The sequence below is a fragment of the Streptomyces sp. NPDC056169 genome (genome assembly GCF_042268445.1).
GTDB lineage: Bacteria > Actinomycetota > Actinomycetes > Streptomycetales > Streptomycetaceae > Streptomyces.
This window is the reverse complement of sequence record NZ_JBHJUO010000012.1, coordinates 1-26,596: the sequence shown is the minus strand read 5'-3', so window position 1 is coordinate 26,596 and position 26,596 is coordinate 1. Positions and strand designations below refer to the sequence as shown.

At 71.5% G+C, this 26,596-nt stretch carries 18 protein-coding genes, 1 rRNA gene and 1 pseudogene; 9 read left to right on the top strand and 11 right to left on the bottom strand.

All coding sequences use genetic code 11. From position 1 onward, the window contains the following. Nucleotides 1-20: 20 nt before the first annotated feature. A complete protein-coding gene (locus ACFC0G_RS20750; protein WP_376405275.1) occupies nucleotides 21-4,988 on the bottom strand; it encodes an NAD-glutamate dehydrogenase in 4,968 nt (1,655 codons plus the stop codon). A 431-nt stretch (nucleotides 4,989-5,419) separates the two neighbouring features. Here ACFC0G_RS20750 and ACFC0G_RS20745 point away from each other — a divergent pair, with 431 nt between their 5' ends. Continuing rightward, nucleotides 5,420-5,974, top strand: coding sequence for a DJ-1/PfpI family protein (locus tag ACFC0G_RS20745; RefSeq protein WP_376405273.1), 555 nt, complete (start codon nucleotides 5,420-5,422; stop codon nucleotides 5,972-5,974). Between the two features lie 181 nt (nucleotides 5,975-6,155). On the opposite strand, the gene ACFC0G_RS20740 is transcribed toward ACFC0G_RS20745, so the two are convergent. Both ACFC0G_RS20740 and ACFC0G_RS20735 read right to left on the bottom strand, forming a co-directional pair. Beyond that, on the bottom strand, nucleotides 6,156-6,812 hold the full coding sequence (locus tag ACFC0G_RS20740) for an HAD family hydrolase (protein WP_376405271.1): 657 nt from the start codon (nucleotides 6,810-6,812) through the stop codon (nucleotides 6,156-6,158). A gap of 67 nt (nucleotides 6,813-6,879) precedes the next feature. Continuing rightward, complete coding sequence (locus ACFC0G_RS20735) at nucleotides 6,880-7,386, bottom strand: DUF6912 family protein (RefSeq protein WP_376405269.1); 507 nt, start codon at nucleotides 7,384-7,386, stop codon at nucleotides 6,880-6,882. Between the two features lie 274 nt (nucleotides 7,387-7,660). On the opposite strand from ACFC0G_RS20735, the gene ACFC0G_RS20730 reads away from it, so the two are divergent. After that, nucleotides 7,661-8,191 (top strand): Rv3235 family protein, encoded by a 531-nt coding sequence (locus tag ACFC0G_RS20730; RefSeq protein ID WP_376405267.1) that lies wholly within the window; start codon nucleotides 7,661-7,663, stop codon nucleotides 8,189-8,191. A gap of 73 nt (nucleotides 8,192-8,264) precedes the next feature. On the opposite strand, the gene secA is transcribed toward ACFC0G_RS20730, so the two are convergent. Then, nucleotides 8,265-11,078, bottom strand: coding sequence for a preprotein translocase subunit SecA (gene secA / locus ACFC0G_RS20725; RefSeq protein ID WP_376405265.1), 2,814 nt, complete (start codon nucleotides 11,076-11,078; stop codon nucleotides 8,265-8,267). A 239-nt stretch (nucleotides 11,079-11,317) separates the two neighbouring features. Between secA and ACFC0G_RS20720 the strand changes: the two genes are divergently transcribed. Both ACFC0G_RS20720 and ACFC0G_RS20715 read left to right on the top strand, forming a co-directional pair. Then, nucleotides 11,318-11,914, top strand: a complete 597-nt coding sequence (locus ACFC0G_RS20720) for a GNAT family N-acetyltransferase (protein WP_376405262.1) — start codon at nucleotides 11,318-11,320, stop codon at nucleotides 11,912-11,914. 44 nt (nucleotides 11,915-11,958) lie between these two features. Then, nucleotides 11,959-13,155, top strand: a complete 1,197-nt coding sequence (locus tag ACFC0G_RS20715; protein ID WP_376405260.1) for a winged helix-turn-helix domain-containing protein — start codon at nucleotides 11,959-11,961, stop codon at nucleotides 13,153-13,155. 30 nt (nucleotides 13,156-13,185) lie between these two features. Here the strand turns inward: ACFC0G_RS20715 and ACFC0G_RS20710 are convergent. The 6 genes and pseudogenes from ACFC0G_RS20710 to mtrA form a co-directional block, all read right to left on the bottom strand. Beyond that, nucleotides 13,186-13,854: pseudogene (locus ACFC0G_RS20710) on the bottom strand (response regulator); the annotation flags it as partial. A gap of 314 nt (nucleotides 13,855-14,168) precedes the next feature. After that, nucleotides 14,169-14,849, bottom strand: coding sequence for a ribosome hibernation-promoting factor, HPF/YfiA family (gene hpf, locus ACFC0G_RS20705; RefSeq protein ID WP_024758627.1), 681 nt, complete (start codon nucleotides 14,847-14,849; stop codon nucleotides 14,169-14,171). 294 nt (nucleotides 14,850-15,143) lie between these two features. After that, nucleotides 15,144-15,962: a ComF family protein gene (locus ACFC0G_RS20700; RefSeq protein WP_376405258.1), complete on the bottom strand. Its 819-nt coding sequence runs from the start codon at nucleotides 15,960-15,962 to the stop codon at nucleotides 15,144-15,146. 148 nt (nucleotides 15,963-16,110) lie between these two features. Beyond that, nucleotides 16,111-17,919, bottom strand: coding sequence for an LpqB family beta-propeller domain-containing protein (locus tag ACFC0G_RS20695; RefSeq protein WP_376405256.1), 1,809 nt, complete (start codon nucleotides 17,917-17,919; stop codon nucleotides 16,111-16,113). 46 nt (nucleotides 17,920-17,965) lie between these two features. Beyond that, entirely contained in the window at nucleotides 17,966-19,981 is a 2,016-nt protein-coding gene (gene mtrB / locus ACFC0G_RS20690) for an MtrAB system histidine kinase MtrB (RefSeq protein ID WP_376405254.1), read from the bottom strand. Nucleotide 19,982: 1 nt separating this feature from the next. Beyond that, on the bottom strand, nucleotides 19,983-20,660 hold the full coding sequence (mtrA, locus tag ACFC0G_RS20685) for a two-component system response regulator MtrA (protein ID WP_024758631.1): 678 nt from the start codon (nucleotides 20,658-20,660) through the stop codon (nucleotides 19,983-19,985). 330 nt (nucleotides 20,661-20,990) lie between these two features. On the opposite strand from mtrA, the gene ACFC0G_RS20680 reads away from it, so the two are divergent. The 5 genes from ACFC0G_RS20680 to ACFC0G_RS20660 are packed head-to-tail and all read left to right on the top strand — an operon-like array spanning nucleotide 20,991 to nucleotide 26,404. Further along, nucleotides 20,991-22,205, top strand: coding sequence for a hypothetical protein (locus ACFC0G_RS20680; RefSeq protein ID WP_376405252.1), 1,215 nt, complete (start codon nucleotides 20,991-20,993; stop codon nucleotides 22,203-22,205). Between the two features lie 4 nt (nucleotides 22,206-22,209). Continuing rightward, entirely contained in the window at nucleotides 22,210-22,902 is a 693-nt protein-coding gene (locus ACFC0G_RS20675; protein WP_376405250.1) for a DUF4129 domain-containing protein, read from the top strand. Continuing rightward, nucleotides 22,899-24,101, top strand: a complete 1,203-nt coding sequence (locus tag ACFC0G_RS20670) for a DUF4350 domain-containing protein (protein ID WP_376405248.1) — start codon at nucleotides 22,899-22,901, stop codon at nucleotides 24,099-24,101. The genes ACFC0G_RS20675 and ACFC0G_RS20670 overlap by 4 nt, the downstream gene beginning before the upstream one ends. Continuing rightward, nucleotides 24,098-25,081, top strand: a complete 984-nt coding sequence (locus ACFC0G_RS20665) for an AAA family ATPase (protein WP_376405246.1) — start codon at nucleotides 24,098-24,100, stop codon at nucleotides 25,079-25,081. The genes ACFC0G_RS20670 and ACFC0G_RS20665 overlap by 4 nt, the downstream gene beginning before the upstream one ends. Nucleotides 25,082-25,093: 12 nt before the next feature. Next, the gene (locus ACFC0G_RS20660) at nucleotides 25,094-26,404 is read left to right on the top strand and encodes a DUF58 domain-containing protein (RefSeq protein ID WP_376405245.1); all 1,311 of its coding nucleotides are present in this window, start codon (nucleotides 25,094-25,096) and stop codon (nucleotides 26,402-26,404) included. 100 nt (nucleotides 26,405-26,504) lie between these two features. Here the strand turns inward: ACFC0G_RS20660 and rrf are convergent. Further along, nucleotides 26,505-26,596, bottom strand: a 5S ribosomal RNA gene (rrf, locus tag ACFC0G_RS20655); the annotation flags it as partial.

Genomic DNA, 26,596 nt, shown 5'->3' with positions numbered 1-26,596 from the left:
GGCCCTTCCTCACGTCACGATCAGCTGTGCGACCGCAGCAGCGTGCGCATGGTCCGCATGGCCACCGACAGGTTCGCCAGGTCGAAGGTGTCCGAGCCCTGGATCTCCTCCAGGGTCGTCCGCGCGCGGCCCAGGATCGCCGTGTTCTTCTCCTCCCAGGCCTTGAACCGCTCCTCGGGGCTCGTCGTGCCGTTGCCCACGGTCAGGACGTCCGCGGTCAGCGCCGAGTGCGCCGCGAACAGGTCCTCACGGATCGAGGCGCGGGCCATCGACTGCCAGCGGTCGCTGCGCGGCAGCTCGATGATCCGGTCCATGAGGTCGGTGATCCGCAGGCGGTCGGCCAGGTCGTAGTAGACCTCGGCCACCGCGAGCGGCTCCTTGCCCGTCCGGTCCGCGATCGCGACGATGTCGAGGATCGGGAAGGCGGACGAGAAGCCGGCGACCCGCAGCGCGAGCTCCTCCGGCACGCCGACCTCGGTCAGCTCGGCCAGGATCGACTGGTACCACTCCAGGTCCGAGCCGCGCAGCAGCTGCGGGAGCTGCGTCCAGACCTCCTCGACGCGATCCGCGAAGAACTCGATGGTCTCGCTGAGCTGGAGCGGCTGCGGCCGGTTGTTGAGCAGCCAGCGCGTGCCGCGCTCGACGAGCCGACGGGAGTGCAGCCGCATCCGGGTCTGGACGTCGGCGGGCACCTGGTTGTCGAGGGCCTCGACGGCGTCCCAGACCTGGCTGAGGCGGAAGACCACCCGGGCCGCGGTCTGCGCGCGGACGATCTCCTCGATCGACGCGCCCGTCTCCTCGCGGAGGCGGTGCAGGAAGGTCGAGCCACCGGTGTTGACGGTGTCGTTGACCAGGACGGTCGTGATGATCTCGCGGCGCAGGGCGTGACCGTCGACGGCCTCGGTGAACTTCTCGCGCAGCAGCGTCGGGAAGTACGCGTGGAGCAGCCCGCGCAGGTACGGGTCGTCCGGGAGCTCCGTGCCGATCAGCTCGTCGGCCACCGTGATCTTGGTGTACGCGAGGAGGACGGCGAGCTCCGGCTGGCTGAGGCCCCGGCTGTTGTTGAGCAGCTCGCGGATCTGCCGGTCGTTGGGCAGGAACTCCAGCTCGCGGGAGAGGCTGCCGTCGCGGCCCAGGCGGCGCATGAAGCGCTGGTGGGCGTGGAGCAGCGAGGGCGACTGCGCGACGGCGTTGGCCAGGGCCGTGTTCTGCGCGTAGTTGTTGCGCAGGACGAGCGTGCCGACCTCGTCGGTCATCTCGGCGAGGATCTTGTTGCGCTGCTTGACGGTCATGTCGCCCTCGGCGACGAGCCCGTTGAGCAGGATCTTGATGTTGACCTCGTGGTCGGAGGTGTCGACGCCGGCGCTGTTGTCGATGGCGTCGGTGTTGACCTTGCCGCCCTGGCCCTCGGGGCCGCCGCTGCGGGCGAACTCGATGCGGCCGAGCTGGGTCGCGCCGAGGTTGCCGCCCTCGCCGATGACCTGGGCGCGGACGTCCTGGCCGTCGACGCGGATGGCGTCGTTGGCCTTGTCGCCGACGTCCGCGTTCGACTCGGCGGAGGACTTGACGTACGTACCGATGCCGCCGTTCCACAGCAGGTCGACGGGCGCGTGGAGCACGGCCTTCATCAGCTCGGCCGGGGTCATCTTGGTGACGCCGTCCTCGATGCCGAGAGCGGCCCTGACCTGCGCGTTGACCGGGATGGACTTGGCGCCGCGGGGGTGGATGCCACCGCCGGCGGAGAGCAGCGACGTGTCGTAGTCGGCCCAGGACGAGCGGGGCAGGTCGAAGAGGCGGCGGCGCTCGGCGTACGAGACGGCCGCGTCCGGGTTCGGGTCGAGGAAGATGTGCCGGTGGTCGAAGGCGGCGACCAGACGGATGTGCTCACTGAGCAGCATGCCGTTGCCGAAGACGTCGCCGGACATGTCGCCGACGCCGACGACCGTGAAGTCCTCGGTCTGGGAGTCGTGGCCCAGCTCGCGGAAGTGGCGCTTGACGGACTCCCAGGCGCCGCGGGCGGTGATGCCCATGCCCTTGTGGTCGTAACCGGCCGAACCGCCGGAGGCGAAGGCGTCGCCGAGCCAGAAGCCGTAGGCCTCGGCGACCCCGTTGGCGATGTCGGAGAAAGTCGCGGTGCCCTTGTCGGCGGCGACGACGAGGTACGTGTCGTCCTCGTCGTGGCGGACCACGTCGAGCGGCGGCACGACCTCGCCCGCGACCAGGTTGTCGGTGATGTCGAGCAGCGCCGAGATGAAGGTCTTGTACGAGGCGATGCCCTCGGCGAGCCAGGCGTCCCGGTCCACGGACGGGTCCGGGAGCTGCTTGGCGACGAAGCCGCCCTTGGCGCCGACGGGCACGATGACGGTGTTCTTCACCATCTGCGCCTTGACGAGGCCGAGGATCTCCGTACGGAAGTCCTCACGGCGGTCGGACCAGCGCAGGCCGCCTCGGGCGACCTTGCCGAAGCGCAGGTGGACGCCCTCGACGCGCGGCGAGTACACCCAGATCTCGAAGGCGGGGCGCGGGGCCGGCAGCTCGGGGATGGCCTGCGGGTCGAACTTCATCGACACGTAGGAGTGCGACTTCCCGTCCGCCGCCTTCTGGAAGAAGTTGGTCCGCAGGGTGGCCTTGATGACGGTGAGGAAGGCCCGCAGGATCCGGTCCTCGTCCAGGCTCGCGACCTGGTCGAGGGCGCCGTCCAGCTCCTCCAGGATGCCGTCGGTCAGCTCGGTGCCGGCGCGCTGGCGCTCCGGCGCCATCCGGGCCTCGAAGAGGGAGACGAGCAGCCGGGTGGTGTGGACGTTGTTGCGGAGGGTGTCCTCCATGTAGTCCTGGCTGAAGGTCGAACCGGCCTGGCGCAGGTACTTGGCGTAGGCGCGCAGCACCATCGCCTCGCGCCAGGTGAGCCCGGCGGAGAGGACGAGGGAGTTGAAGTTGTCGTTCTCGGCCTCGCCGGTCCAGGTGGCGGCGAAGGCCTCCTGGAAGCGCTCGCGGGCGTCGTCGCCGAGGTAGTCGCCGCCGTTGCCGGTCGGGAGCGGCATGCGCAGGCCGAAGTCGTAGACCCAGGCGTGGGTGCGGTCGGAGCAGCGCAGCTCGTACGGGCGCTCGTCGGTGACCTCGACGCCGAGCCGGTTGAGGACCGGCAGGACGGCGGAGAGGGAGATCGGGTCGCCGGTCTTGTAGATCTTGAAGCGGCGCTCGCCGGGGCCGGCGACGACGGGCTCGTAGAGGGAGAGCGCGAAGTCCTTGTCCGTACGGGCGAGGGCCTCCAGGTGGACCAGGTCGGACACGGCCGCGCGCGGCGAGTGGTCGGCCTTGTAGCCCTCGGGGAAGGCGTTGCCGTAGCGGCGGAGCAGCTCGGCGGCGCGCTCCTCGCCCAGCTCGGCGTTGAGCGCCTCGCCGAAGCCGTCGGCCCAGGAGCGGGCGGCCTCGACGAGCCGGGACTCGATGCGGTCGACGTCGGCGTCGGTCAGCTTGGCGAGCTCGGTGCCGGGCTTGACGCGGACGACGAAGTGCAGCCGGGAGAGGATCGACTCGGTGTTCCAGGCGGTGAAGTCGACGCTGGTGCCGTCGAGCTCCTCCTTGAGGATGTCGATGATCCGCAGCCGGACGCGGGTGGTGTAGCGGTCGCGCGGCAGGTAGACGAGGGCCGAGTAGTAGCGGCCGTACTCGTCCTGACGCAGGTAGAGCCGCAGCCGGCGCCGCTCCTGGAGGTACAGGACGCTGGTGACGATGGACTGGAGCTGGTCGACCGGGGTCTGGAAGAGCTCGTCGCGCGGGTAGGTCTCCAGGATCTGGAGCAGGTCGCGGCCGTCGTGGCTGTTCGGCGAGAAGCCGGCGCCCGCGAGGACCTCCTGGACCTTGCGCTTGACGACGGGGACGCGCCGCACGGACTCGGTGTACGCGGCGGACGAGAACAGGCCGAGGAAGCGCCGCTCGCCGATGACGTTGCCGTCGGCGTCGAACTTCTTCACACCGACGTAGTCGAGGTACGAGGGGCGGTGCACGGTCGCCCGGCTGTTGGCCTTCGTCAGGATCAGCAGCTTGTGCTCGCGGGCCTTGGCGCGCGCGTCGGCGGGCAGCCGGCTGAAGGAGGGCGAGACGGGGTGGGCGTGGTGGCCCTCGTCGTCGGCGCCGTGCTGCGGGTCGGAGCGCAGGATGCCGAGGCCGGTGCCGGCCACGGCGGACAGGGCGTCGCCGTTGACAAGCTCGTACTCGCGGTAGCCGAGGAAGGTGAAGTGGTCGTCGGCGAGCCAGCGCAGCAGCTCGCGGGCCTCCTCCACCTCGGTCGGCCGCAGGTCGGAGGCGGTGGGCTCGGCCGGGAGACCCTCCGCGATCCGCAGCGCGGCGTCGCGCATCTTGTCCCAGTCCTCGACCGTCTCGCGGACGTCGGACAGGACGCGCAGCAGGTCGGCGGTGATCTGCTTGAGGTCGGCGCGGTCGGTCTCGCGGTCGATCTCGACGTGGATCCACGACTCGGTGATCGCGTCGTGCGGCAGCTCGCCCTGGATCTGGGCGGCGAGGACCTCGATGAGCTTGCCGGCGACGTCACGGCGGACGAGGACCTGCGGGTGGATCACGACGTGGATGCCGCGGCCCTGGCGGGACAGCTCGTTGGTGACGGAGTCGACGAGGAACGGCATGTCGTCGGTGACGACCTCGACGACGGAGTGGCTGCTGGTCCAGCCGTTCTCCTCCACCGTCGGGGTGTGGACGCGCACGCTCGCGGTGCCCTGCGGGCGGTTCTCCGCGAGCCGGTAGTGAGAGAGCGCGGCGCCGAAGACGTCGACCGGGTCCCGGTCGCCGAGGTCCTCCGGCGCGGTGTGCAGGTAGTAGCGCTGGAGGTATTCGAGCACGGTGTCCCGGTCCGGGCGCTCCCCGGCACCCTCCGGCCCCGTCGGAAGTCGCCCCCCGACCGGGCTGTGCTCAGCTACCCGAGCGGCCCTTTCGAGCAGCTCGGCCTTGGCTTCGTCCAGCTTGGTCTGCATGTCCTCTGACTCCTGTCGCGCGCCGTTGCGTGACGTCGGTGGAAGAAAGGACACAACGCCACGACGCGGTGATTCCGGTCGAAGACGACGTTATGCCCGGATGAGAGATGCCCGGGTCGTTATCGGCCACAGAGCGCGGCGCGCCCGGACGGAAGGGATCGGCGAACGCACGGTCGGCCCGGCCGCTGTCGCGGGTCGGGCGGCAGCCGGGGGCTTCACTGCCCCCTCGGCGTATCGCGCTGATCACGGCAAAAGCCTATCTCCCCCGACCCCCGAACCGTCATGGTCCGTATGTGTACAAAAGCAGGGGGGGAAGTTTGACGTTATGGACAGCGACACATGTCCTCTTGGCAAAGCGCCCCGCCAGGGGCAGCGTGTACGCGAGCATGGGCGCAGCACGGCAGACCGACCATCTGTGACCTGGGAGAGCCATGGCGAAGATCCTGATCGTGACCGGTGACGCGGCGGAGTCGCTCGAGGTGATGTACCCCTACCAGCGGCTCCTGGAGGAGGGTTACGAGGTCGACATCGCGGCCCCGGCCCGCAAGACGCTCCGCTTCGTCGTCCACGACTTCGAGCCCGGCTTCGACACGTACACCGAGAAGCCCGGCTACACGTGGCCCGCGGACCTGGCCTTCTCGGAGGTCGACCCGGGCGCGTACGTGGCGGTGGTGATCCCGGGCGGCCGGGCGCCGGAGTACCTGCGCAACGACCCGGAGCTCCGCAAGATCCTGAAGGCCTTCTTCGACGCGGACAAGCCGGTGGCCCAGATCTGCCACGGCCCGCTCCTGACGGCGGCGATCGGCGGCCTGGAGGGCCGCAGGGTCACGGCGTACCCGGCCCTGGAACTCGACATGCAGGCGGCCGGAGCCACCTTCCAGGACTCGGCGGCCGTGGTCGACGGCCTCCTGGTCTCCTCCCGGGCCTGGCCGGACCACCCCACCTGGATGCGCGAATTCCTCAAGGTCCTCCGAGCCAAGGCCTGACACCCCGAAGGGGTGGTTGTGGGCACGCGCCCCCCAGGGTGGTTGTGGGCATGCGTTCCGCCGGGGCGGAACGGGTGGGCACAACCACCCACCGGGCCGGATCCGGCCCCCCGCCCCACCCACCACCGGACAGGGCCGCCCCACCGGCCCGGACCCAGCCCGGCCCGGCCCAGTCCGACCGCTACCCCAACCCCTCCGCCACGGACACCGCCTCCGCCAGCGAGTCGACCACCGGCACCCCCACCCGCTCCAGGGACGCCCGACTGTGCGACCCCCCGGTGTAGAGCACCGCCTGCGCGCCGACGTGCGCCGCCGCCACCGCGTCGTCCGCCGCGTCGCCGATGACGACCACCCGGTCCGCGGGGACGCGGAGCGCCTCCAGGTGCCGCACCATGTGCCCGGACTTCCCGTCCGTCGAGTCGCCGACCCGCCCGTCCATCCGGAGGAACCGCTCGGCGATCCCGTGGCGCCGCACGAGCGGTATCAGCTCGGCGTGCGGCGCGAGCGACAGCAGCGACTGCGTGAGCCCGGAGTCCTGCCGCGCCGCGAGCAGCTCCGCGGCGCCGAGCGTGAGCCCGCACCCTTCCGCCCGCGCCCAGTAGTGCCGGTGGAAGGCGCCGTCCATGACGGTCCATTCCTCGTCCGTGGGCAGCCGCCCCATGAGCCGCTCGTAGAACTTCGGCACCGGCACCGTGTACAGCTCGCGGTACTGCTCCAGCGTGATCGGCGCGAGCCCGATCTCGGCGAAGGCGGCGTTCGACGCCCCGATCACCGCGCCGATGTCGTCGAGCAGTGTCCCGTTCCAGTCCCAGACCAGATGCTTAGCGTGCTTCCCCATTGGAAGAACGGTACCGGCAGGCGCCGACAACGCACCCAGCCCGGTCCCCCCTAGGGCCGGACAGGCCCTAGCCCAGCAGCCCGGGAATCTCCTGCACCCCGAACCACAGCAGCTCGTGGTCCTCGGCCCCGTCCACCACGAAGCGCGCGTCGTCGTCTCCCTGGTCCGCCGCCCCGAGCGCCGCGGCCGCCGCGGTGACGTCCGCCTCGGCGTCGTCCGCGTCGGCGTGCACCGCCGCGGCCTTGGCCAGCGCTACGGCCCCGGCGATCCGGACCTCGCCGATCGACCCGGCGTCGAGCCCCCGGTCGGGATCCACGGTGGCGTCCTTGTCGGCCACGTCGACGGCGACGACGACCCGGCGCCGCGGCGCCCCGGGGTCACCGGCGATGAGCCGCAGGGAGGCGGAGGCGGCCCGGTTGAGCGCCGCGTACTCCAGCTCCTCGATGTCGTCGGAGACGTACCACTCGCGCAGCGCGGGCGTGACGGCGTAGGCGGTCAGCGGGCCGGGGCCCAGCTCGCCCGCCTTGTGCGCCTGTGCGAGACCGGGGAGGGTCAGGGGGACGTACACGCGCATGGCTGGCCGCTTTCGTAGACGGAGAGGCCCTCAGGATACGTGCGGAGTCCCCCTTCGGGCTGGCGGACCGAACTCCCCGCCCGTCCACCGCCGACGGCCCCCGCCAAGCCCCTGAAGAGGCGCTTTCCCCCCGCGTCACCCTGATAGGTGATTCGCCCGCGGCGCGGCCCCGCGGCCCCGGACTCCTTGCGGGGGCTCGTACCCCACCCGTACAAGATCCCCAACGGAAGTTACCGACTGGTACCACTCGGTTACGCAACGACAGGGGCCCGCCATGACCACCATGAACACCGCACCCGCCACGCCCGTCGCCACGGACATCGCCACGGACATCGCCCCCGCACCCCTCTCGCCCACGGCCACCACCCGCCCGCGCACGCCACGTCCCCGCACCGCCCCGGGCGGCCCCGCCGGCACCCGCCCCCGAGGCGGCGCGGGCACCCACCCCCGCACCCCGCCCCGCGCGCTCCCCCCGCACACCGTCTTCGCGGAGCGCCTGCTCGCGGTGCTCAGCGGGGAGCGGCCGGTCCACTGGATGCTCGGTCACACCGTCGGGGAGGCGTACGAGCAGCTCGTCCGGCTGGCTCCGACGACGCCCCTGCGATCGCTCGGCCCCCGCCCCGTCCTGCGCCGCTGCGCCGTACAGCTGGACCCCCACCGCACGGCCGTGGAGGCCTTCGCGAGCATCGCCACCGGCCCTCGCGTCCGGGCCATGGCGTTCCGTCTGGAGCGCGGCCCCGACCACCGCTGGCGCTGCGCCGCCGTCGAGCTCGACGGCCTCGGCACGGCGGCCCGCCAGCCATGACGAAGGGGCCGGCCGCCCACCGGGCGACCGACCCCTCCACCTCACGCCATCACGGCGTCACGGCGTCACGATGTCACTTCTTGCGACGACGCCCACCGCTCGCGTTCTTCTGCGCCTTGCGACGCTCCGCCCGCGTCATCCCGTCGCCCGACTCGTCGTCGGAGGCGAAGTCGCCCTCGACGACCCCGCCGTCACCGTCGACGGTCGGCGCGGAGAAGTGGAGCCGGTCCGGCCGCGCCGGAGCGTCGAGCCCCTTGGCGCGGATCTCCGGACGCCCGTTCCCGGCGCCGGACGGCACCGCGTCGCCCTTGTCGAGCGAGGGGGCGGTCGCCTGCACCGGGACCTCCTCGACCTGCTGCTCGACCTGGACCTCCAGGTTGAACAGGTAGCCGACGGACTCCTCCTTGATGCCCTCCATCATGGCGGTGAACATGTCGAAGCCCTCGCGCTGGTACTCGACCAGCGGGTCCTTCTGCGCCATGGCGCGCAGGCCGATGCCCTCCTGGAGGTAGTCCATCTCGTAGAGGTGCTCGCGCCACTTGCGGTCCAGGACCGACAGGACCACGCGCCGCTCCAGCTCGCGCATGATCTCCGAGCCGAGCTGCTTCTCACGCGCGTCGTACTGCTCGTGGATGTCGTCCTTGACCGACTGGGCGATGAACTCGGCGGTGATGCCGGCCCGGTCCCCCGCAGCGTCCTCCAGCTCGTCGACGGTGACCTTCACCGGGTAGAGCTGCTTGAACGCGTTCCACAGACGGTCGAGGTCCCACTCCTCCGCGAAGCCCTCGGCGGTCTCCTGGCGGATGTAGTCGTCGATCGTGTCGTCCATGAAGTGCTGGATCTGCTCGTGCAGGTCCTCGCCCTCCAGGACGCGGCGGCGCTCGCCGTAGATGACCTGACGCTGCCGGTTGAGGACGTCGTCGTACTTCAGGACGTTCTTACGCGTCTCGAAGTTCTGGGTCTCGACCTGCGACTGGGCGGAGGCGATCGCCCGGGTGACCATCTTGTTCTCGATCGGCACGTCGTCCGGCACGTTGGCCATGGCCATCACGCGCTCGACCATCTGCGCCTTGAACAGGCGCATCAGGTCGTCGCCGAGCGAGAGGTAGAAGCGGGACTCGCCGGGGTCGCCCTGACGGCCGGAGCGGCCGCGGAGCTGGTTGTCGATACGGCGGGACTCGTGGCGCTCGGTGCCCAGCACGTAAAGACCGCCGAGGTCCTTGACCTCCTCGAACTCCGCCTGCACGGCCTTCTTGGCCCGCTCCAGGGCGCCGGGGAGGGCCGCGGCCCACTCCTCGACGTGGTCGACCGGGTCCAGGCCCGCCTGGCGCAGCTCGGCCTCGGCGAGGTCGTCCGGGTTGCCGCCGAGCTTGATGTCCGTACCGCGACCGGCCATGTTCGTGGCGACGGTGACGGCGCCGCGGCGGCCGGCCTGGGCGACGATGCTGGCCTCGCGGTCGTGGTGCTTGGCGTTGAGCACCTCGTGCTGGACGCCGCGCTTGGAGAGCTGCTGCGAGAGGTACTCGGACTTCTCCACGGAGGTCGTGCCGACGAGGATCGGCTGACCCTTCTCGTGCTTCTCCGCGATGTCGTCGACGACGGCGGCGAACTTCGCGACCTCGGTCCGGTAGATCAGGTCGGACTGGTCCTTGCGGATCATCGGCCTGTTCGTGGGGATCGGGACGACGCCCAGCTTGTAGATCTGGTGGAACTCGGCGGCCTCGGTCATGGCCGTACCGGTCATGCCGGAGAGCTTCGCGTACAGGAGGAAGAAGTTCTGCAGGGTGATCGTGGCGAGGGTCTGGTTCTCGTCCTTGATCGCCACCCCTTCCTTCGCCTCGATGGCCTGGTGCATGCCCTCGTTGTAGCGGCGGCCGGCGAGGATACGGCCGGTGTGCTCGTCGACGATCATGACTTCGCCGTCCATGACGACGTAGTCCTTGTCCTTCTTGAACAGTTCCTTCGCCTTGATGGCGTTGTTCAAGTACCCGACGAGGGGGGTGTTCACCGACTCGTAGAGGTTGTCGATGCCGAGCCAGTCCTCGACCTTGGCGACACCGGCCTCGTGGATGGCGACGGTGCGCTTCTTCTCGTCGACCTCGTAGTCGCCGGTCTCCTCGATGCCCTTGAGCGGGTTGCCGGGCTCGCCCTTGGAGAGGCGGGTGACCAGCTTGGCGAAGTCGCCGTACCACTTGGTGGCCTGGTCGGCCGGGCCGGAGATGATCAGCGGCGTACGGGCCTCGTCGACGAGGATCGAGTCGACCTCGTCGACACAGGCGAAGTTGTGGCCGCGCTGGACGAGCTCGTCCTGGGACCACGCCATGTTGTCGCGGAGGTAGTCGAAGCCGAACTCGTTGTTCGTGCCGTACGTGATGTCGCAGGCGTACTGCTCACGGCGCTGGGCCGGAGTCATGTTGGCCAGGATGCAGCCGACCTGGAGCCCGAGGAACTTGTGGACGCGGCCCATCATCTCGGAGTCGCGCTCGGCCAGGTAGTCGTTGACCGTGATCAGGTGCACGCCCTTGCCGGACAGCGCGTTGAGGTACGCCGGGAGGGTGCCGACGAGGGTCTTGCCCTCACCGGTCTTCATCTCGGCGACGTAGCCGAGGTGGAGCGCGGCGCCACCCATCAGCTGGACGTCGTAGTGGCGCTGGCCGAGGACGCGCTTGGCGGCCTCGCGCACCGTCGCGAAGGCTTCCGGCATGAGGTCGTCGAGGCTCTCGCCGTCGGCGTACCGCTGCTTGTACTCGTCCGTGAGCGCCCGCAGGTCGGCGTCGGAGAGGTTGACGAAGTCCTCTTCGATGGAGTTGACCTGGTCCGCGATGCGGTGCAGTTTGCGCAGGATCTTGCCTTCGCCTGCACGCATGAGCTTGTTGAAGACGGACACTGAGGCTGGTCTCCTTGCCGGTCGGGCCTGGCACTGGGTCTTGTGATCGACGCGAGCGCGGGCACGGCAGGTGGTCCCCACCGCAACGGCCATCGTAAGCGAGACCGCCCTCGCGAAGGGAGGCCCGCAGTGCCCGAGCCGCAAGGCCACCCTCAAAGAGAACGCACGAGGTGGGCGGAAGGTGCCGCACCTCCCGAAAAGTGTTCGCTTCCGGTCGGGCGGCTCACCACAATCCAGGCATGGAGCCGATCACCCTCACCACCGACCGACTGCGTCTGCGGAACTTCGTCCCCGGCGACGCCGACGCGGTGTACGAAATCTGCCAGGACCCGGACATTCGGCGCTGGACGGTCGTCCCGGACCCTTATACGCGGCAGGACGCGGACTTCTTCCTGAACCGGCTGGTGCCCGACGGCTGGCGCGAGGACTCGGACTACTCCTTCGCCGTCGAGCCGGTGGCCGGCGGCCCGCTGCTCGCCGCGATCTCGCTGACCAGCCGCAGTTCGGGCGTCTGGGAGGTCGGCTACTGGCTGCGCAAGGAGCATCGGGGCGGCGGCTACATGACGGAGACCGTCCGGGCCCTGGCCCACTGGGCGTTCACGGGGCTCGGCTGCACCCGTCTCGTCTGGCGCGCGGAGCTCGGCAACACCGGGTCGCGCGCGGTGGCCGAGCGCGTCGGCTTCGCCCTGGAGGGCGTCCAGCGCGCCGGCCTCGTCAACAAGGGCACGCTCCGCGACTGCTGGGTCGGCGCCCTGCTGCCCTCCGACTTCGGCCTGCCGAGCCCGCTGCCGTACCTCCCGGCCCCCGACCGGCCCGACCGGCCCGACCAGGCCTGACCCGCGGCCCGCGGCTGTCAGTGCCGGGTTCTAGGGTGCGGTGCATGACGACTGCGCCGCGCCCCGCCGCCGAACTGTCCGCCGACGAAGCCCGCCGGATCGCGCTGCGCGCTCAGGGGTTCCTGGGCGCGCCCGACCGCAGGTCCGGGGTCCGCGGGGTGCTGCGCGCCCTCGGCCAGGTCCAGCTCGACACGATCTCCGTCCTGGCCCGCTCGCACGAGCTCATCCCGTACGCGCGCCTGGGCGCCGTGGGCCGCGGGACGGTCGAGGACGCCTACTGGACCGGCGTCTCCGATGGCGCGCTTCCGACACGACCCCATGCCTTCGAGTACTGGTCGCACGCCGCCTGCGTCCTGCCGATCGAGGAGTGGCCCCACTTCGCGTTCCGCCGCCGCGCCTACCGCGACCGCCCGCACTGGCACCACGACCTGTCGGCCGGGGCGTACGACAAGGTGATCGACCAGCTGCGGTCCGAGGGCCCGCAGACCGCGACCGAGCTGGGCGGCGCGAAGAACAAGGGCGAGTGGTGGGACTGGTCCGACGCGAAGATCGCCGTCGAGCGGGCGCTGATGCACGGCGAGGTGGTGGTGGTCGAGCGGCGCGGCTGGAAGCGGGTCTACGACCTGGCCGAGCGGGCGATCCCGCAGGCACTGCTCCATGACGAGCTGGACGACACCGAGTGCGTACGGCGCCTGGTGCGGCAGGCGGGCGAGGCGCTGGGCGTGGGCACGCGCGCGGACATCGCGGACTACCACCGCATCAAGGGCGAGCAGTTCGACGCGGTGGTCGAGGCCTCGGGGCTCGTTCCTGTCACGGTGGCGGGCTGGGGGAAGCCCGCGTGGGCGGACCCGGCGGCGCTGGCCTCCGAGCCCCGCGGCCGGCACCGGACGACGCTGCTGTCGCCCTTCGACTCGCTGATCTGGGAGCGGGCGCGCACGGAGCGGATCTTCGGCTTCACGCACCGCCTGGAGGCGTACGTGCCGAAGCAGAAGCGGGTGCACGGCTACTTCGCGATGCCGGTCCTGGCGGGGGGCCGTCTGGTCGGCCGGGTGGACCCGGCGCGCGAGGGCGGCACGCTGGTCGCCCGGCAGGTCACCCTGGACGGCCCGAAGGCCGTACCGGCGGTGGCGCGGGCGCTGCGCGAGGCGGCCGAGTGGGTCGGCTGCGACGCGGTGTCGGTGGTCCCGGACCGCGTGAACCACCCCGAGCTCGCACCCGAGCTGGTACGCGCCCTGAGCTGAACGGCCGAGCGGGGGCGCAGGGGCGCCGCCCTACCGGATCTCGAGGATCTTCTCCCGCATCGCGTAGACCACGGCCTCCATGCGGGAGTGCAGCTGGAGCTTCTCCAGGATGTTCCGCACGTGGTTCTTCACGGTGTTCTCGGAGATGAAGAGCTCCTTGGCGATGTCCCGGTTGTTCATCCCGGTCGCGACGAGCTTGAGGACCTCCAGCTCACGGTCCGTCAGCCGGGGTGCGGGCACGAGCCTGCGCTCGTCGGTGCGCTGGATCATCGACTTGAACTCGGTGAGGAGTTTGGACGCCATCGACGGACTGATCTGCGACTGCCCGTCGGCGACCGCGCGGATCGCCGTCGCGACCTCGTCGGTGGAGATCTCCTTGAGGAGGTAGCCGGTCGCCCCGGCCTTGATCGCCTCGTAGAGATCGGCCTCCTCATCGCTGATCGTCAGCATGATGATCTTCGCGCTGGGGGCCACCTCCTTGATGGAGGTGCACGCCTCGATGCCACCGCGCCGGGGCATCCTCACGTCCATCAGGACGATGTCGGGCAGCAGATCGGCGGCCTTGTCGACCGCCTCGGCTCCGTCGCCGGCCTCGCCGACGACCTGAATGTCCTCCTCCTGCGCGAGGACGATCTCCAGACCGCGACGGAAGAGGGCGTGATCGTCCACCACGAGGACCCGAATCGGCTCCTTGCGGCAGTCACCGCTGTCCGAATCCGATCCTTCCGCACCGCACTCCGGAGTGACCGCGCCATAGGGCTCACGTCCCCTGAGCACCGGCCCGAAGCTGTCCGCCATCGTTCCTCCCCCTGAAGGCCGTGGCCTGAATTCGTTTCCGGTCCGCCAACCACTGCTCGACGAGCACCGGTTGGCGTGCACGACATGATTTCATGCCCCGGCGGCGCGCGGGGTTACCCATGGGCGCACGGGGGTGCCCCTGGGGGCGCGAACCGCGCTCCAGGGGCACCGTGAGGGACACCTGAGGTGTGTGTGGGTGGTGCGGTGGCGACCTGTCAGCCGCCGAGTGCACCGCCGGCGCCGCCACCCTCGGCGAGCGGGTCGCTCTCCAGGTGGATGACGCCGTAGTCGTACGCGTGTCGCCGGTAGACGACGCTCGGCTGCTTGTTGTCAGCGTCGACGAAGAGGTAGAAGTCGTGGCCGACCAGCTCCATCTCGTAGAGCGCCTGGTCGAGCGTCATGGGGGCGGCCCGGTGGGTCTTCTCGCGCACCACCAGCGGGCCTTCGCCCTGGACCTCGATCGAGCCCATCATCGTGGTGGGCACCTTGTCCGACTCGTCGGCGACCAGCTGGCCGTCTCCGTTGAGCTGGGCGGCGCCGGGCACCACGTCCCCGACCTCCGCTGCCGACAGCCTGCCGTTTCCACGGCGGGTGTAGCGCTTGTCGTGCTGCTTGCGCAGCCGGGCCTCCAGCTTGTCGCTGGCGAGGTCGAGGGCTGCGTAAGGGTCGCCTGCCGCCGCTTCGGCCCGGATGACCGGGCCTCGGGAGTGGAGGGTGATCTCCACGCGGTCCGACCGGTCGGCCTGCCGCGGGTTGTGCTCCTTGGACACCTCGACGTCGAGGCTGATCACCTTGCCGTCGAGCTTCTGGATCCTCTCCAGCTTCAGCTTCTCGGCCACGTGCTTGCGGAACCGCTCGGGCACCTCGGTCTTGCGGCCCTTGACGACGATGTCCACGCAGAACTCCGTTCCCGGATCGCCCTGATCGGCTCCTCGGCCGCCGGGCATCTCCCTTTGCACCAGACTCCGGTGGTTACCGGAGCTCGGACTTGGCGACTTTCACCTCCTCCTCCCCAGTCGACAAGATCCCCACCCCATCGACAAGAGGTTAATTCGCCCTGAACTCCTGTCCTGTAGGCGCAACCATGTATTCGGCGAGGCAGTGGCGTTCGCCATTCCTCACAACCGAACATAGCCCCTTCGGACGGGTGTCGGCACCCGCTACCGCGACATACCTCCGTTCGGGTGCCTTCACCTCTCACCACCTGCAACGATCCAAGTTCCTGACGAGTTCCGGTTTATTTCGAACGAAGCGGGAGAGGATGCGATCACAGCGGCCCCCCGCTGTTCGAATCCATGCTCCGGCGCGGACCGTTCCGGTGATCTCTCCGCCATTCCCCGCGGTAATCCGGGAATGAACGGAAGATGGACGCCACCGAGTGCGCGCGCCGCCTCCGCGAGCGAAGCACCCGTCGTCATCAGGTCGTCCACGAGAACCACCCTTCCGGCCTCCAACAGGCGCGCGCCGCCCGGTACGACCTCCAGCGCACCCGAGAGGTTCGCCAGACGTCCGGGCGCTCCGAGACCCGACTGGTCCGCCACGAACCGCCGCTGCCGCAGTACGGACACGACCCGGGCGTCCCGTCCCCCGCGCCGCAGCCGGGCGGCGGCGGCCAACGCGATCCGTCGCGTCGGATCGTGGCCACGTGCCCGCACGGAGCGCCGCGAGGACGGCACCGGTACCAGCAGTAGGGGCGGGGAGTCGCGGCCCGTGGCGGGCCCTGCAGCGGCCTCCACGGCACCGGCGAGCGCGCCGCCCAGGGGCCCGGCGAGCGCCAGCGCCCCGCGCTCCTTGTGAGCGAGGAGGAGTTCCCGTACGGAATCGGCGTACGGCGCGACGGCATGGACCAGCGGCAGCCCCGCCGGCTCGGGCGCGGGCCGCACCCTGCGCGGGCCGGCCCCGGTCAGCGCGCCCGCGCACTCCGGGCACAGGACGGTGCGCGGCCTGCCGCAGCCTCCGCAGGCGACCGGCAGCACCAGCCCGGCGATCTCGCGCCACCACCCCCGCATGACTCCACTGTGCGCGCTCCCGCCGCAGCGGACCACCCCTGTGGAAAACCGGCGGGGTTCCCCGGAACCCCCAAGTCCCCAGGAACCCCACCCGACCCCGGAAGTACGTCAGGTGCGCCCCGAGTCCGGCGTGCCGCGAGCGGTCCCGCTATCCGGGATAGACGGGCGAGGTGCCGGCCTTGACCACCGGCTGCCAGTTCGTGCCCGGCGCCAGCCGGACGATGCCGTCGTTCCCGGAGTTCGCCACCACCGGCGCCCCGTCGCCGTTCGGCGCGGTCACCGAGCTCACCCCGTTCAGGCCGGGGAGCACCGAGCTCGCGGAGGTCGAGCCGTCCGTCTGGAGGTAGCGGATCTGCTGGACACCGCCCGCCTCCTTGCCGACGACGACCAGCCGGCTCGGTCCGGCCCAGGAGACGGCCGTGACCGACTCCATCCGCGGCGCGGCGGGCTGCAGGCCTTCGACGGACACCTCGGTCTCCGCCCCCGCCTTCTGCCGCTCGACCCGGCCGATCTGCAACGTGGTGCGCTCGCCCTGCTTGACCAGCAGGGCGATCCGCACGCCGTCCGCCGAGACCCGCAGCGCCTCGACGCGCGTGCCCTCCGTCAGCCACGGCGTACGGACCTCGACGGGTTCGCCGGAGCCGCCCGGCACCATCCACAGGTGCGCCGCCGCGGGGTTGCGGTCGGCGACCCAGAGGTCGCCCCGGCCGTCCCAGCTCGGCGCGGAGAGCCGGTCCGCGGGACGGACCGCCTTGCTCGTCAGCACCGCCGGCAGCGGGTCCTGCTCCGTGCTGATCGAGGAGACGAACAGATCGCGTCCGCCCGACCCGACCCCGGCGGCCCGGGTCTCACCACGGTCGACGGCGACCGAGGTCAGCGGGGTCGTCCCGCTGCCGAACGGCCCCGGCACCACGGTCGGCTCGTCGGTCTCCTTGCCCTGGACCGCCAGCCTCATCAGCTTGCCGTGCTCGTCGAGGAAGTACGGGCTCTCCTCGGACGCGGTGCTGCGGACCGCCGCGAACTCGGCCGCCTGCCCCTTGCCCAGCCGGCACAGCGAGTCCCCGTTCGACTTCTGGAGCTCCACCTGCTCGACGCGTACGGAGGTCAGGTCGCCCAGCGTGAAGAGCAGCTGCGCCGCCATCCGCCGGCACGCCTCGCCGCCCACCAGTTCGGCCTTGGCGTTGAGCGGCACCTTCAGCGTGGACTGGTCGTCGGTCGTCAGCGAGGTGACGCCCGCCTTCAGCTCCGTCCCGGAGGGGAACTGCGAGTCGACGGCCGACTTCAGCCAGTTCGTCGGCCCTTCGAGCAGCGCCCTGACCGTCTGCGTCACCGGGTCCATCTTGGTGACCGGGTCCTGCCGCTGCCGGATGTAGACCGGGTCGGCCACGACCCAGTCCTCCCCGGAGGCGAAGTAGTACTTGTTGACCGACCGGTAGTTGCGCAGGAAATCGGCCTCGCCCAGCACCAGGCCGGACGGCAGGCTGTCGATGCGCCATTCCTTGGTCTTGCCGTCCGCGGAGGGCTGCTGCACGACGTGGATCGACTGGACGTACTGGGTGGGGCTGTTCGGCTGGTACGCGTGGCGGGCGTCCACCCTCGCGATCTTGCGGCCGGAGAGCGGGTAGGCGCGGCCCTGGTTGTCCGGGTCGGCGTTGCGGTCGGCCTGTTCGCGGTCGGGCGCGGTGGTGAGCACGGTGATGCCCTGCTCCGGCTTCCAGCTCCGCGCAGCCTGCTTCGTGAGGTACTTGCGGGCCGTGGCGAAGCCGGGGTCGTCGCTGGTCATGGCCTCCAGGAAGCCGTCGACGATCTCGTCCGGGTCGGCGTTCTCCCGCGGTGCGACGGCGTAGACCCGCACCTGCGAGTCGCCGAGGTTCGCCCCCTTCACCACCTCCACTTCTCCGCTGTCGGGCATCGTCGCGCACCCGGTGACGACGAGCACGCCGCACGCGCTCAGCACGACCGCCCGTGTGCTCCGGCCCCGCCCCGCGTGCCCCTCTCGGGAGTCAGCGCCCACGTGTCCCGTCCTCCCGCTCCGCGTTCCCGGTTCCCCCGGCGGTCGCCGTGCTCGTCTGGCCGCCGTCGCTGTCCGTCGCCGCCCGCGGCACCACCCGGGCTCCGCTGCCGGGCAGCGCCGTCGGGTCGACGGTCGCCCGCGACGGCACGGGCAGCCTCGGAGGTACGGGGAGCGACGGCCGGTCCCCGACGGGCTGCGCCGGAACCGCCACGCGACGCGCGCTCTCCTGTGCGCGTCCGGCGGCGGCCTGCTCACGATTGCGCCGCGAGTCCTCGGGCTCCAGCGGGATCGGGGAGCCCCGCAGCGGCTCGTCCGCGGTCCTCGGCAGGGTCAGCCGGAACTGCGAACCACCGCCGGGCTCGCCCCAGGCCTGCAGCCAGCCGCCGTGCAGCCGGGCGTCCTCCACGGCGATCGACAGGCCGAGGCCCGTACCGCCGGTGGTGCGCGCGCGGGCGGGGTCGGCTCGCCAGAAGCGGTTGAACACGCGGGTCGCCTCGCCCGGCTTGAGTCCGACGCCGTAGTCGCGGACGGCGACGGCGACGGCCCCGCCGGCGGCGGCGAGCTTCACCACCACGTCCCGGCCCTCACCGTGCTCGACGGCGTTGACGACGAGGTTGCGCAGCACCCGCTCGACGCGGCGGGCGTCCGCCTCGACCACCACGGGCTGCTCGTCGCCGAGGACGACGATCCGGGTGCCCTTGCGCTCGGCGAGGGGTTCCGCGCCGCCGATGACCCGGCGCACGACCTGGCGCAGGTCTATCGGCTCGGCCTCCAAGGCCGCCGCTCCGGCGTCGAAGCGGCTGATCTCCAGGAGGTCGGAGAGGAGTGATTCGAAACGGTCGAGCTGGTCGCCGAGGAGCTCGGCGGCACGCCCGGTGACGGGGTCGAAGTCGACACGGGCCTCGTGGATCACGTCGGCGGCCATCCGGACCGTGGTGAGCGGGGTCCGCAGCTCGTGCGAGACGTCGGAGACGAACCGCCGCTGCATCCGCGACAGCTCCTCCAGCTGCTGGATCTTGAGCTGGAGGCTCTGGGCCATCTTGTTGAAGGCCTCGCCGAGCCGCGCGATGTCGTCCTCGCCGGTGACCTTCATCCGCTCCTGGAGACGGCCGGCCGAGAGCCGCTCGGCGATCCCGGCGGCCATCCGGACGGGTGTGACGACCTGGCGGACCATGAACCAGGCGATGGCGCCGAGCAGGACGACGACGAACAGCCCGGCGGTCGCCAGGGTGCCCTTGACGAGGGTGAGGGAGTCCTCCTCCTGCGTCAGCGGGAAGAGGTAGTACAGCTCGTACGGGGTGCCGTCGGCGTCGTTCAGCCGCTTGCCGATCACCAGCCCGGCTTCGGACGCCTTGCCGCTGGTGTACTGGATCCGGGTCGACTTCTGGAACGTGTTCGCGCCCTGGGCGACGGAGAGCCGCAGGTCGGCGGGGATGCTCGTGGTGGGGTCGACCTCGCCCGAGGCCCGGGCCCCACGGCTCGCGGTGTCACCACTGTCGAGGGAGAGCGCGACCACGTTGAAGGCGCTCTGGCCGCCACTGGCGAGTTGCTCGACCAGCGTGGAGCGCCAGTTCACGGACGCGCCGGTCCGCCCGCCGTCCTGCTGGCCGGGTGCCGACGGTGTGGTCGCCGCCCGGTCCTGCGCGGCGGAGAACCCCCCGGCGGCCTGGCTCTGCGCGGCCCTCTCCTTGGCTTCGAGCAGCCCGTTGCGGACCTGCCCGATGACGACGAGGCCGAGCAGCAGCACGACACCGAGAGACATCAGCAGAGTGCCCGCGACGACCCTCAGCTGGATGTTCCGCCGCCACAGCCGCACAGCGGGCAGCAACGGTCGGCGGACCCAGCGAGCGAGGAGCCGGAACACCGGTCCACCCGGCGCCCCGTCGTTGAGGAGCCGTCCGCCCAGCAGACGGCCGAAACGCGGGCCCCCCCGCCCCGGTCCGGCAGTCCGCCCCTTACGGTCTCCCGGGTCCCCGGGCTTCGGAGCAGTACTGCCTGTAGTCATGTCAGCTCGGTCCCGCCTTGTAACCGACGCCACGGACGGTCACCACGATCTCCGGGCGCTCGGGGTCCTTCTCGACCTTCGAGCGCAGCCGCTGGACGTGCACGTTCACCAGCCGGGTGTCGGCCGCGTGCCGGTATCCCCAGACCTGCTCCAGCAGGACCTCACGGGTGAAGACCTGCCACGGCTTGCGCGCCAGCGCGACGAGCAGGTCGAACTCGAGCGGCGTCAGGGCGATGGACTGCCCCTCCCGCTTCACGGAGTGCCCGGCCACGTCGATGACCAGGTCACCGATGGTCAGCTGCTCCGGCGCCGGCTCCTCGGACCGCCGCAGCCGCGCCCGGATACGGGCGACGAGCTCCTTCGGCTTGAACGGCTTGACGATGTAGTCGTCGGCCCCGGACTCCAGGCCCACCACCACGTCGACGGTGTCGCTCTTCGCGGTCAGCATGACGATCGGCACACCCGACTCGGCCCTGATGAGCCGGCACACCTCGATGCCGTCCCTCCCGGGCAGCATCAGGTCCAGCAGCACCAGGTCAGGCTTGGCCTCCCTGAATGCGGCAAGCGCCTTGTCGCCGTCCGCGACGAACGACGGATCGAACCCTTCACCCCGCAGCACGATGCCGAGCATCTCGGCCAGTGCGGTGTCGTCGTCGACGACAAGAACGCGTCCCTTCATATCGACATCATCCCATTAGCCAATCGTTACCTGCCGTGACCTGTCCCACAGCGTCTCCCCCAGCCCGGGCCGCGACCTCGTGGATCGCGCTCCCCTCGGCCCGCCGTCGCACGGATCGCGCGTCCTGGTCGGGTATTCGCACAGTGTGCCGCCTACCGGCCGGACAATGAAGGTCCGGACAAAGGTACGAACGGCATGGCCGCTCCCGCCCACGGGTGGGCCCCGCGTGGCACGATGGCACCCGGCCCGCCGCCGCGAGAGGTGTCGGCCGCCGTGACCGAGCCGGTTCGCCGATCCGGCACCGCGACCATTTCCCCGAGGTGGACGACCGTGAACGACACTCCGGGCTGGACCTCGCCCGGATCCGCCCCCTCCGACGGCCAGGACGGCTCCGGGATCCCCCGGCCGACGACCCCCGCCGACGCGAACGGTTCCGCCCCTCAGTGGTCCAAGGACCAGCCGCCCGCGGGCCAGTGGACCCCGCCCGCGGCCCGGACACCACCCCCGGCTCCCGGCCGGAACTGGGGAGCCCCACCCCCCAACGCCCACTGGGGCAGGCCGCCCGCCGCGAAGCCGGGCGTGATCCCGCTGCGCCCGCTCGGCATGGGCGAGATCCTCGACGGCTCGGCGAAGACCCTGCGCACCTACTGGCGCACGGTGCTGTCGTTCTCGGTCCCGGTCGCGGTGATCTCCCAGATCGCCAACATCCTGGCGCAGCGGTACCTCGTCCCCGTGACCCCGGTACCGAGCCCCGACGCGACACCCGCCGAGCAGCTGGAGTACTCGGTCCAGTCGGCCCAGGACTCCCTGGTCGGGCTCGCCCCCGCCCTGCTCGTCACGCTGATGGCCTCCCTGATCAGCGCCGCACTGCTGACCGTCGTCATCAGCCGCGCCGTCGTCGGCCGCCCGGTCACGCTCGGCGACGCCTGGCGCGAGGCCCGCCCACGCCTGCTCCAGCTCATCGGACTGACCCTGCTCCTCACGGCGCTGACCGTGGGCATCGCATGCGTCGGCCTGCTGCCCGGATTCCTGGTCGGCGGCGCCCCTGGCGTGGCCCTGACCCTGCTCGGCGGGCTCGGTGCCGCGGTGGCAGCCGTCTGGCTGATCATCCGTTTCGGCCTCGCCTCCCCCGCCCTGATGCTGGAGCGCCAGGGCATCATGACGTCGCTGAGGCGCTCGGCCAAGCTGGTCCAGGGCTCGTGGTGGCGGATCTTCGGCATCACCGTGCTCACACAGCTGCTGATCTTCGTCTTCGCCATGATCGTCGCGATCCCGTTCCTCATCGTCGGCATCGCGGTCGACGGCGAGGGCTTCTCCGGCCTGCTCACCGGCTCCACCACCGCCTTCGGCTGGCCGTTCCTGATCGTCACGGGCATCGGCAGCGTGATCAGCAGCGCGGTCACCTACCCGATCTCGGCCGGTGTCACGGTCCTCCTCTACGTGGACCAGCGCATCCGCCGCGAAGCCCTGGACCTCGAACTGGCCCGGGCCGCCGGCCTCCCCGGCTACGGCCCCACTCCCGGCGACGAGACCATCAGGGGCTGATGCCGTGACGGTCACGGGGGGAAGGACCGCACCACTCACGCTCCTGCGCGCCGACGGCGACGTACCGGTGGACATCTCCCGCCTCCCCGCCCGCGAGGCGGCGGAGCGGGAGCTGTCCAAGCCGATGTACCACGACAACGACCCGAACCTCCTCCAGCGCGGACTCGACCGCTTCTGGGAGTGGGTCGACGACCTCTTCGGCGCGGCCTCCACGGCCACCCCGGGCGGCGTCGTGGGCCTCGTCGCCGTCGTCCTGGTCGTCGTCGCGCTCGTCGCCGCCCTGTGGTGGCGACTCGGCACCCCCCGCCGGTCACCGGCCACGGCCGGCGACTCCCTCTTCGCCGACGGCCCCCGCACCGCCGACCAGCACCGCGCGGCCGCCACCCGCCACGCCACCGCCGGCCACTGGAACGAGGCCGTCCAGGAACGGATGCGGGCCATCGTCCGCTCCCTCGAAGAACGCGCCCTGCTCGACCCCCGCCCCGGCCGCACCGCCGACGAGGCCGCCGCCGAAGCCGGCCGCTCGCTCCCCTCCCACGCGGACGACCTGCGCCTCGCGGCCCGCGCCTTCGACGACGTGACATACGGCGGCCGCACCGCCGACGAGCCCGCGTACCGCCGCATCGAGGACCTGGACACCGCCCTGGAGCGGACCCGGCCCACCCTCGACACCGCTTCCCCGGGGGCGCCCTCATGAGCCGACCGGCCGTCGAGTCCACCTCGACCGACCTGTCCGCCCGTCAGATCTGGACCCGCGTCCGCGGCGCCGCCCTCGTCCTCGCCCTGCTCCTCATCGGCGGCCTCGCCCTCGCGACGGTCCGCTCCACCGAGTCCCACGGCGCCCTCGACCCCCGCTCCGCCGACCCCACCGGCAGCCGCGCCGTCGCCGAGCTCCTCAGGGGCCACGGCGTCACGGTCACCACCGCCACCACACTCGACGAGGCCATCGCCGCCACGGACCCCCGAACCACCCTCCTGGTCACCACACCTGACCTGCTGACGGAGACTCAGCAAGCCACCCTGCGCTCGACGATGACGACATCGGCCGCCCGCACCGTCCTCCTCGGCGCCGGCCCCGCCTCCCTCTCCACCCTGGCCCCGGACGTCACCAGCGACGCCGACACCCCGGTGACGAACCGCACCCCCGCCTGCACCCTGCCCGCCGCCACCCGCGCCGGCAGCGTCGAGCTCGGCGGCGAGCGCTACGTCGTCACCCCCGGCACCGAGGCCGACGCCTGCTACCCCGCCGACGGCAGCCCGACCCTGGTCCGCCTCCCCGGCACCGGCGCCACCGACACCGTCCTCCTCGGCTCGCCCGACATCCTCTACAACAACCGTCTCGACCAGCAGGGCAACGCCTCGCTCGCCCTCCAACTCCTCGGCTCCCAGCCTCATCTCGTCTGGTACCTCCCCTCCCTCGCCGACACCTCGGCCACCGCCGACACCTCCACCGGCGACACCACGGACAACTTCCTCGCGCTCGTCCCCTCCGGCTGGCTGTGGGGCACGCTCCAACTCGCCGTCGCCGCCCTGCTCGCCGCCATCTGGCGCGCCCGCCGCCTCGGCCCCCTGGTGACCGAACGACTCCCCGTCGCCGTCCGCGCCTCCGAGACCACCGAGGGCCGCGCCCGCCTCTACCGCAAGGCGAACGCCCGCGACCGCGCCGCCACCGTCCTCCGCACGGCGACCCGCACCCGCATCGCCCCCCTCCTCGGCGTCCCCGTCCAGGACGCCCACTCCCCCGACCGCCTCCTCCCCGCGCTCTCCGCCCGTCTCCCCGGGACCACCGCGGACCCCAGGACCCTTCTCTTCGGCCCGGCTCCCGCCGACGACGCCACCCTCATCCGCCTGGCGGACCAACTCGACGCCCTCGAAAGAGAGGTACGCACCTCATGAGCGCCCCGACCCCCGAGACCGCTACGGACTCGGACAGCGCCCGCGCCTCCCTGGAGGCCCTGCGCACCGAGATCGCGAAGGCCGTGGTCGGCCAGGACCCCGCCGTCACCGGTCTCGTCGTCGCCCTGCTCTGCCGGGGACACGTCCTCCTCGAAGGCGTCCCCGGAGTCGCGAAGACCCTGCTGGTCCGCTCGCTCGCGGCCGCACTCGAACTCGACACCAAGCGCGTCCAGTTCACCCCCGACCTGATGCCGAGCGACGTCACCGGCTCTCTCGTCTACGACAGCAGGAGCGCGGAGTTCTCCTTCCAGCCCGGCCCGGTCTTCACCAACCTGCTGCTCGCCGACGAGATCAACCGCACGCCCCCGAAGACCCAGTCCTCTCTCCTGGAGGCGATGGAGGAGCGACAGGTCACCGTCGACGGCACCCCGCGCGCCCTCCCCGAGCCGTTCCTGGTCGCCGCGACCCAGAACCCCGTCGAATACGAGGGCACCTATCCCCTCCCCGAGGCTCAACTGGACCGCTTCCTACTGAAGCTGACGGTCCCTCTGCCCTCACGAGCCGACGAGATCCAGGTCCTCACCCGTCACGCCGAGGGCTTCGACCCCCGCGACCTGAAGGCCGCCGGCGTCCGCCCGGTCGCGGGTCCCGCCGAACTCGAAGCCGCCCGGGCCGCCGTGGCCAAGGTCGCGGTCTCCCCCGAGATCGCCGGCTATGTCGTCGATATCTGTCGTGCCACGCGAGAATCCCCCTCACTCACGCTCGGGGTCTCCCCCCGAGGCGCCACCGCTCTGCTCTCCACCGCCCGCGCCTGGGCCTGGCTCACCGGCCGGGACTACGTCACCCCGGACGATGTGAAGGCCCTCGCGCTCCCCACCCTGCGTCATCGCATCCACCTGCGGCCCGAGGCCGAGATGGAGGGAGTCACGGGGGACTCCGTCATCAACTCGATCCTCGCCCACGTCCCCGTCCCCCGCTGAGAACGGCGCCCCATGGCCCTCACCGGACGAACCGCCCTGCTCGCCGCCCTCGGATCGCTCCCCGTCGGCATCCTCGCCCCCAGCTGGGCGGGGATGCTCGCGGTGAACGCGCCCCTCTCCCTAGCAATTCTGTGCGACTACGCGATGGCCGCGCCAGTACGAAAGCTCCAGTTCACCCGAAGTGGTGACACATCCGTTCGACTCGGTGACGCGGCGGACGTCCAGCTCACGGTCACCAACCCGTCCGGCCGCCGCCTCCGCGCCCAGCTCCGCGACGCCTGGCCGCCCAGCAGCTGGCTTCCCGGCACCGAACAGGCCGCGTCCCGCCAGAAGCTCACCGTTCCCGCCGGCGAACGCCGCCGCCTCACCACGAGCCTGCGCCCCACCCGCCGCGGCGACCGCCACGCCGAGCGGATCACCGTCCGCTCGTACGGGCCCCTCGGCCTCGCCGCCCGCCAGGGCAACCACGAGGTCCCCTGGACGGTCCGCGTCCTGCCGCCCTTCACCAGCCGCAAGCACCTGCCGTCCCGCCTGGCCCGCCTCCGCGAGTTGGATGGCCGCACCAGCGTGCTGACCCGCGGCGAGGGCACCGAGTTCGACAGCCTCCGCGAGTACGTCCCGGGCGACGACACCCGCTCGATCGACTGGCGTGCCACCGCCCGCCAGACCACGGTCGCCGTCCGCACCTGGCGCCCGGAGCGCGACCGCCACATCCTCATCGTCCTCGACACCGGCCGCACCTCGGCCGGCCGCGTCGGCGACGTCCCCCGGCTGGACGCCGCGATGGACGCCGCCCTCCTCCTCACCGCGCTCGCCTCCCGAGCCGGCGACCGCGTGGATCTCGTGGCCTACGACCGCCGCCTCCGCGCCCAGGTCCAGGGCCGCACCGCACGCGATGTCCTGCCGGCTGTCGTGAACGCCCTCGCCCCGCTCGAACCGGAGCTCGTGGAGACGGACGCCCGCGGCCTCGCCGCCACGGCCCTGTCACGCGCCCCGCGCCGCTCGCTCATCGTTCTCCTGACGGCCCTCGACGCGGCCCCGATCGAAGAGGGCCTCCTCCCGGTGCTGCCGCAGCTCGCGCAGCGCCACACGGTCCTGGTGGCCTCCGTCGCCGATCCTCGGATCGCCGCCATGGCAGGTACCCGCGGCACGATCGAAGGCGTCTACGAGGCCGCGGCGGCCACCCAGACCCAGTCCCAGCGGGCCCGTACCGCGGATCAGCTCCGCCGCCACGGCGTCACCGTCGTCGACGCCGCCCCCGACACCCTGGCCCCTGCCCTGGCCGACGCCTACCTCGGCCTGAAAGCAGCCGGCCGCCTCTGAACTCCCGCATCCCTCCGCCGGCCCACCACCGAAATGGGAATCGCCCCCAGAACGCAGAAAAGCCCCGCACCATAAGGTGCGGGGCTTTCCCACAATGATTGTTCGGCGGCGTCCTACTCTCCCACAGGGTCCCCCCTGCAGTACCATCGGCGCTGAAAGGCTTAGCTTCCGGGTTCGGAATGTAACCGGGCG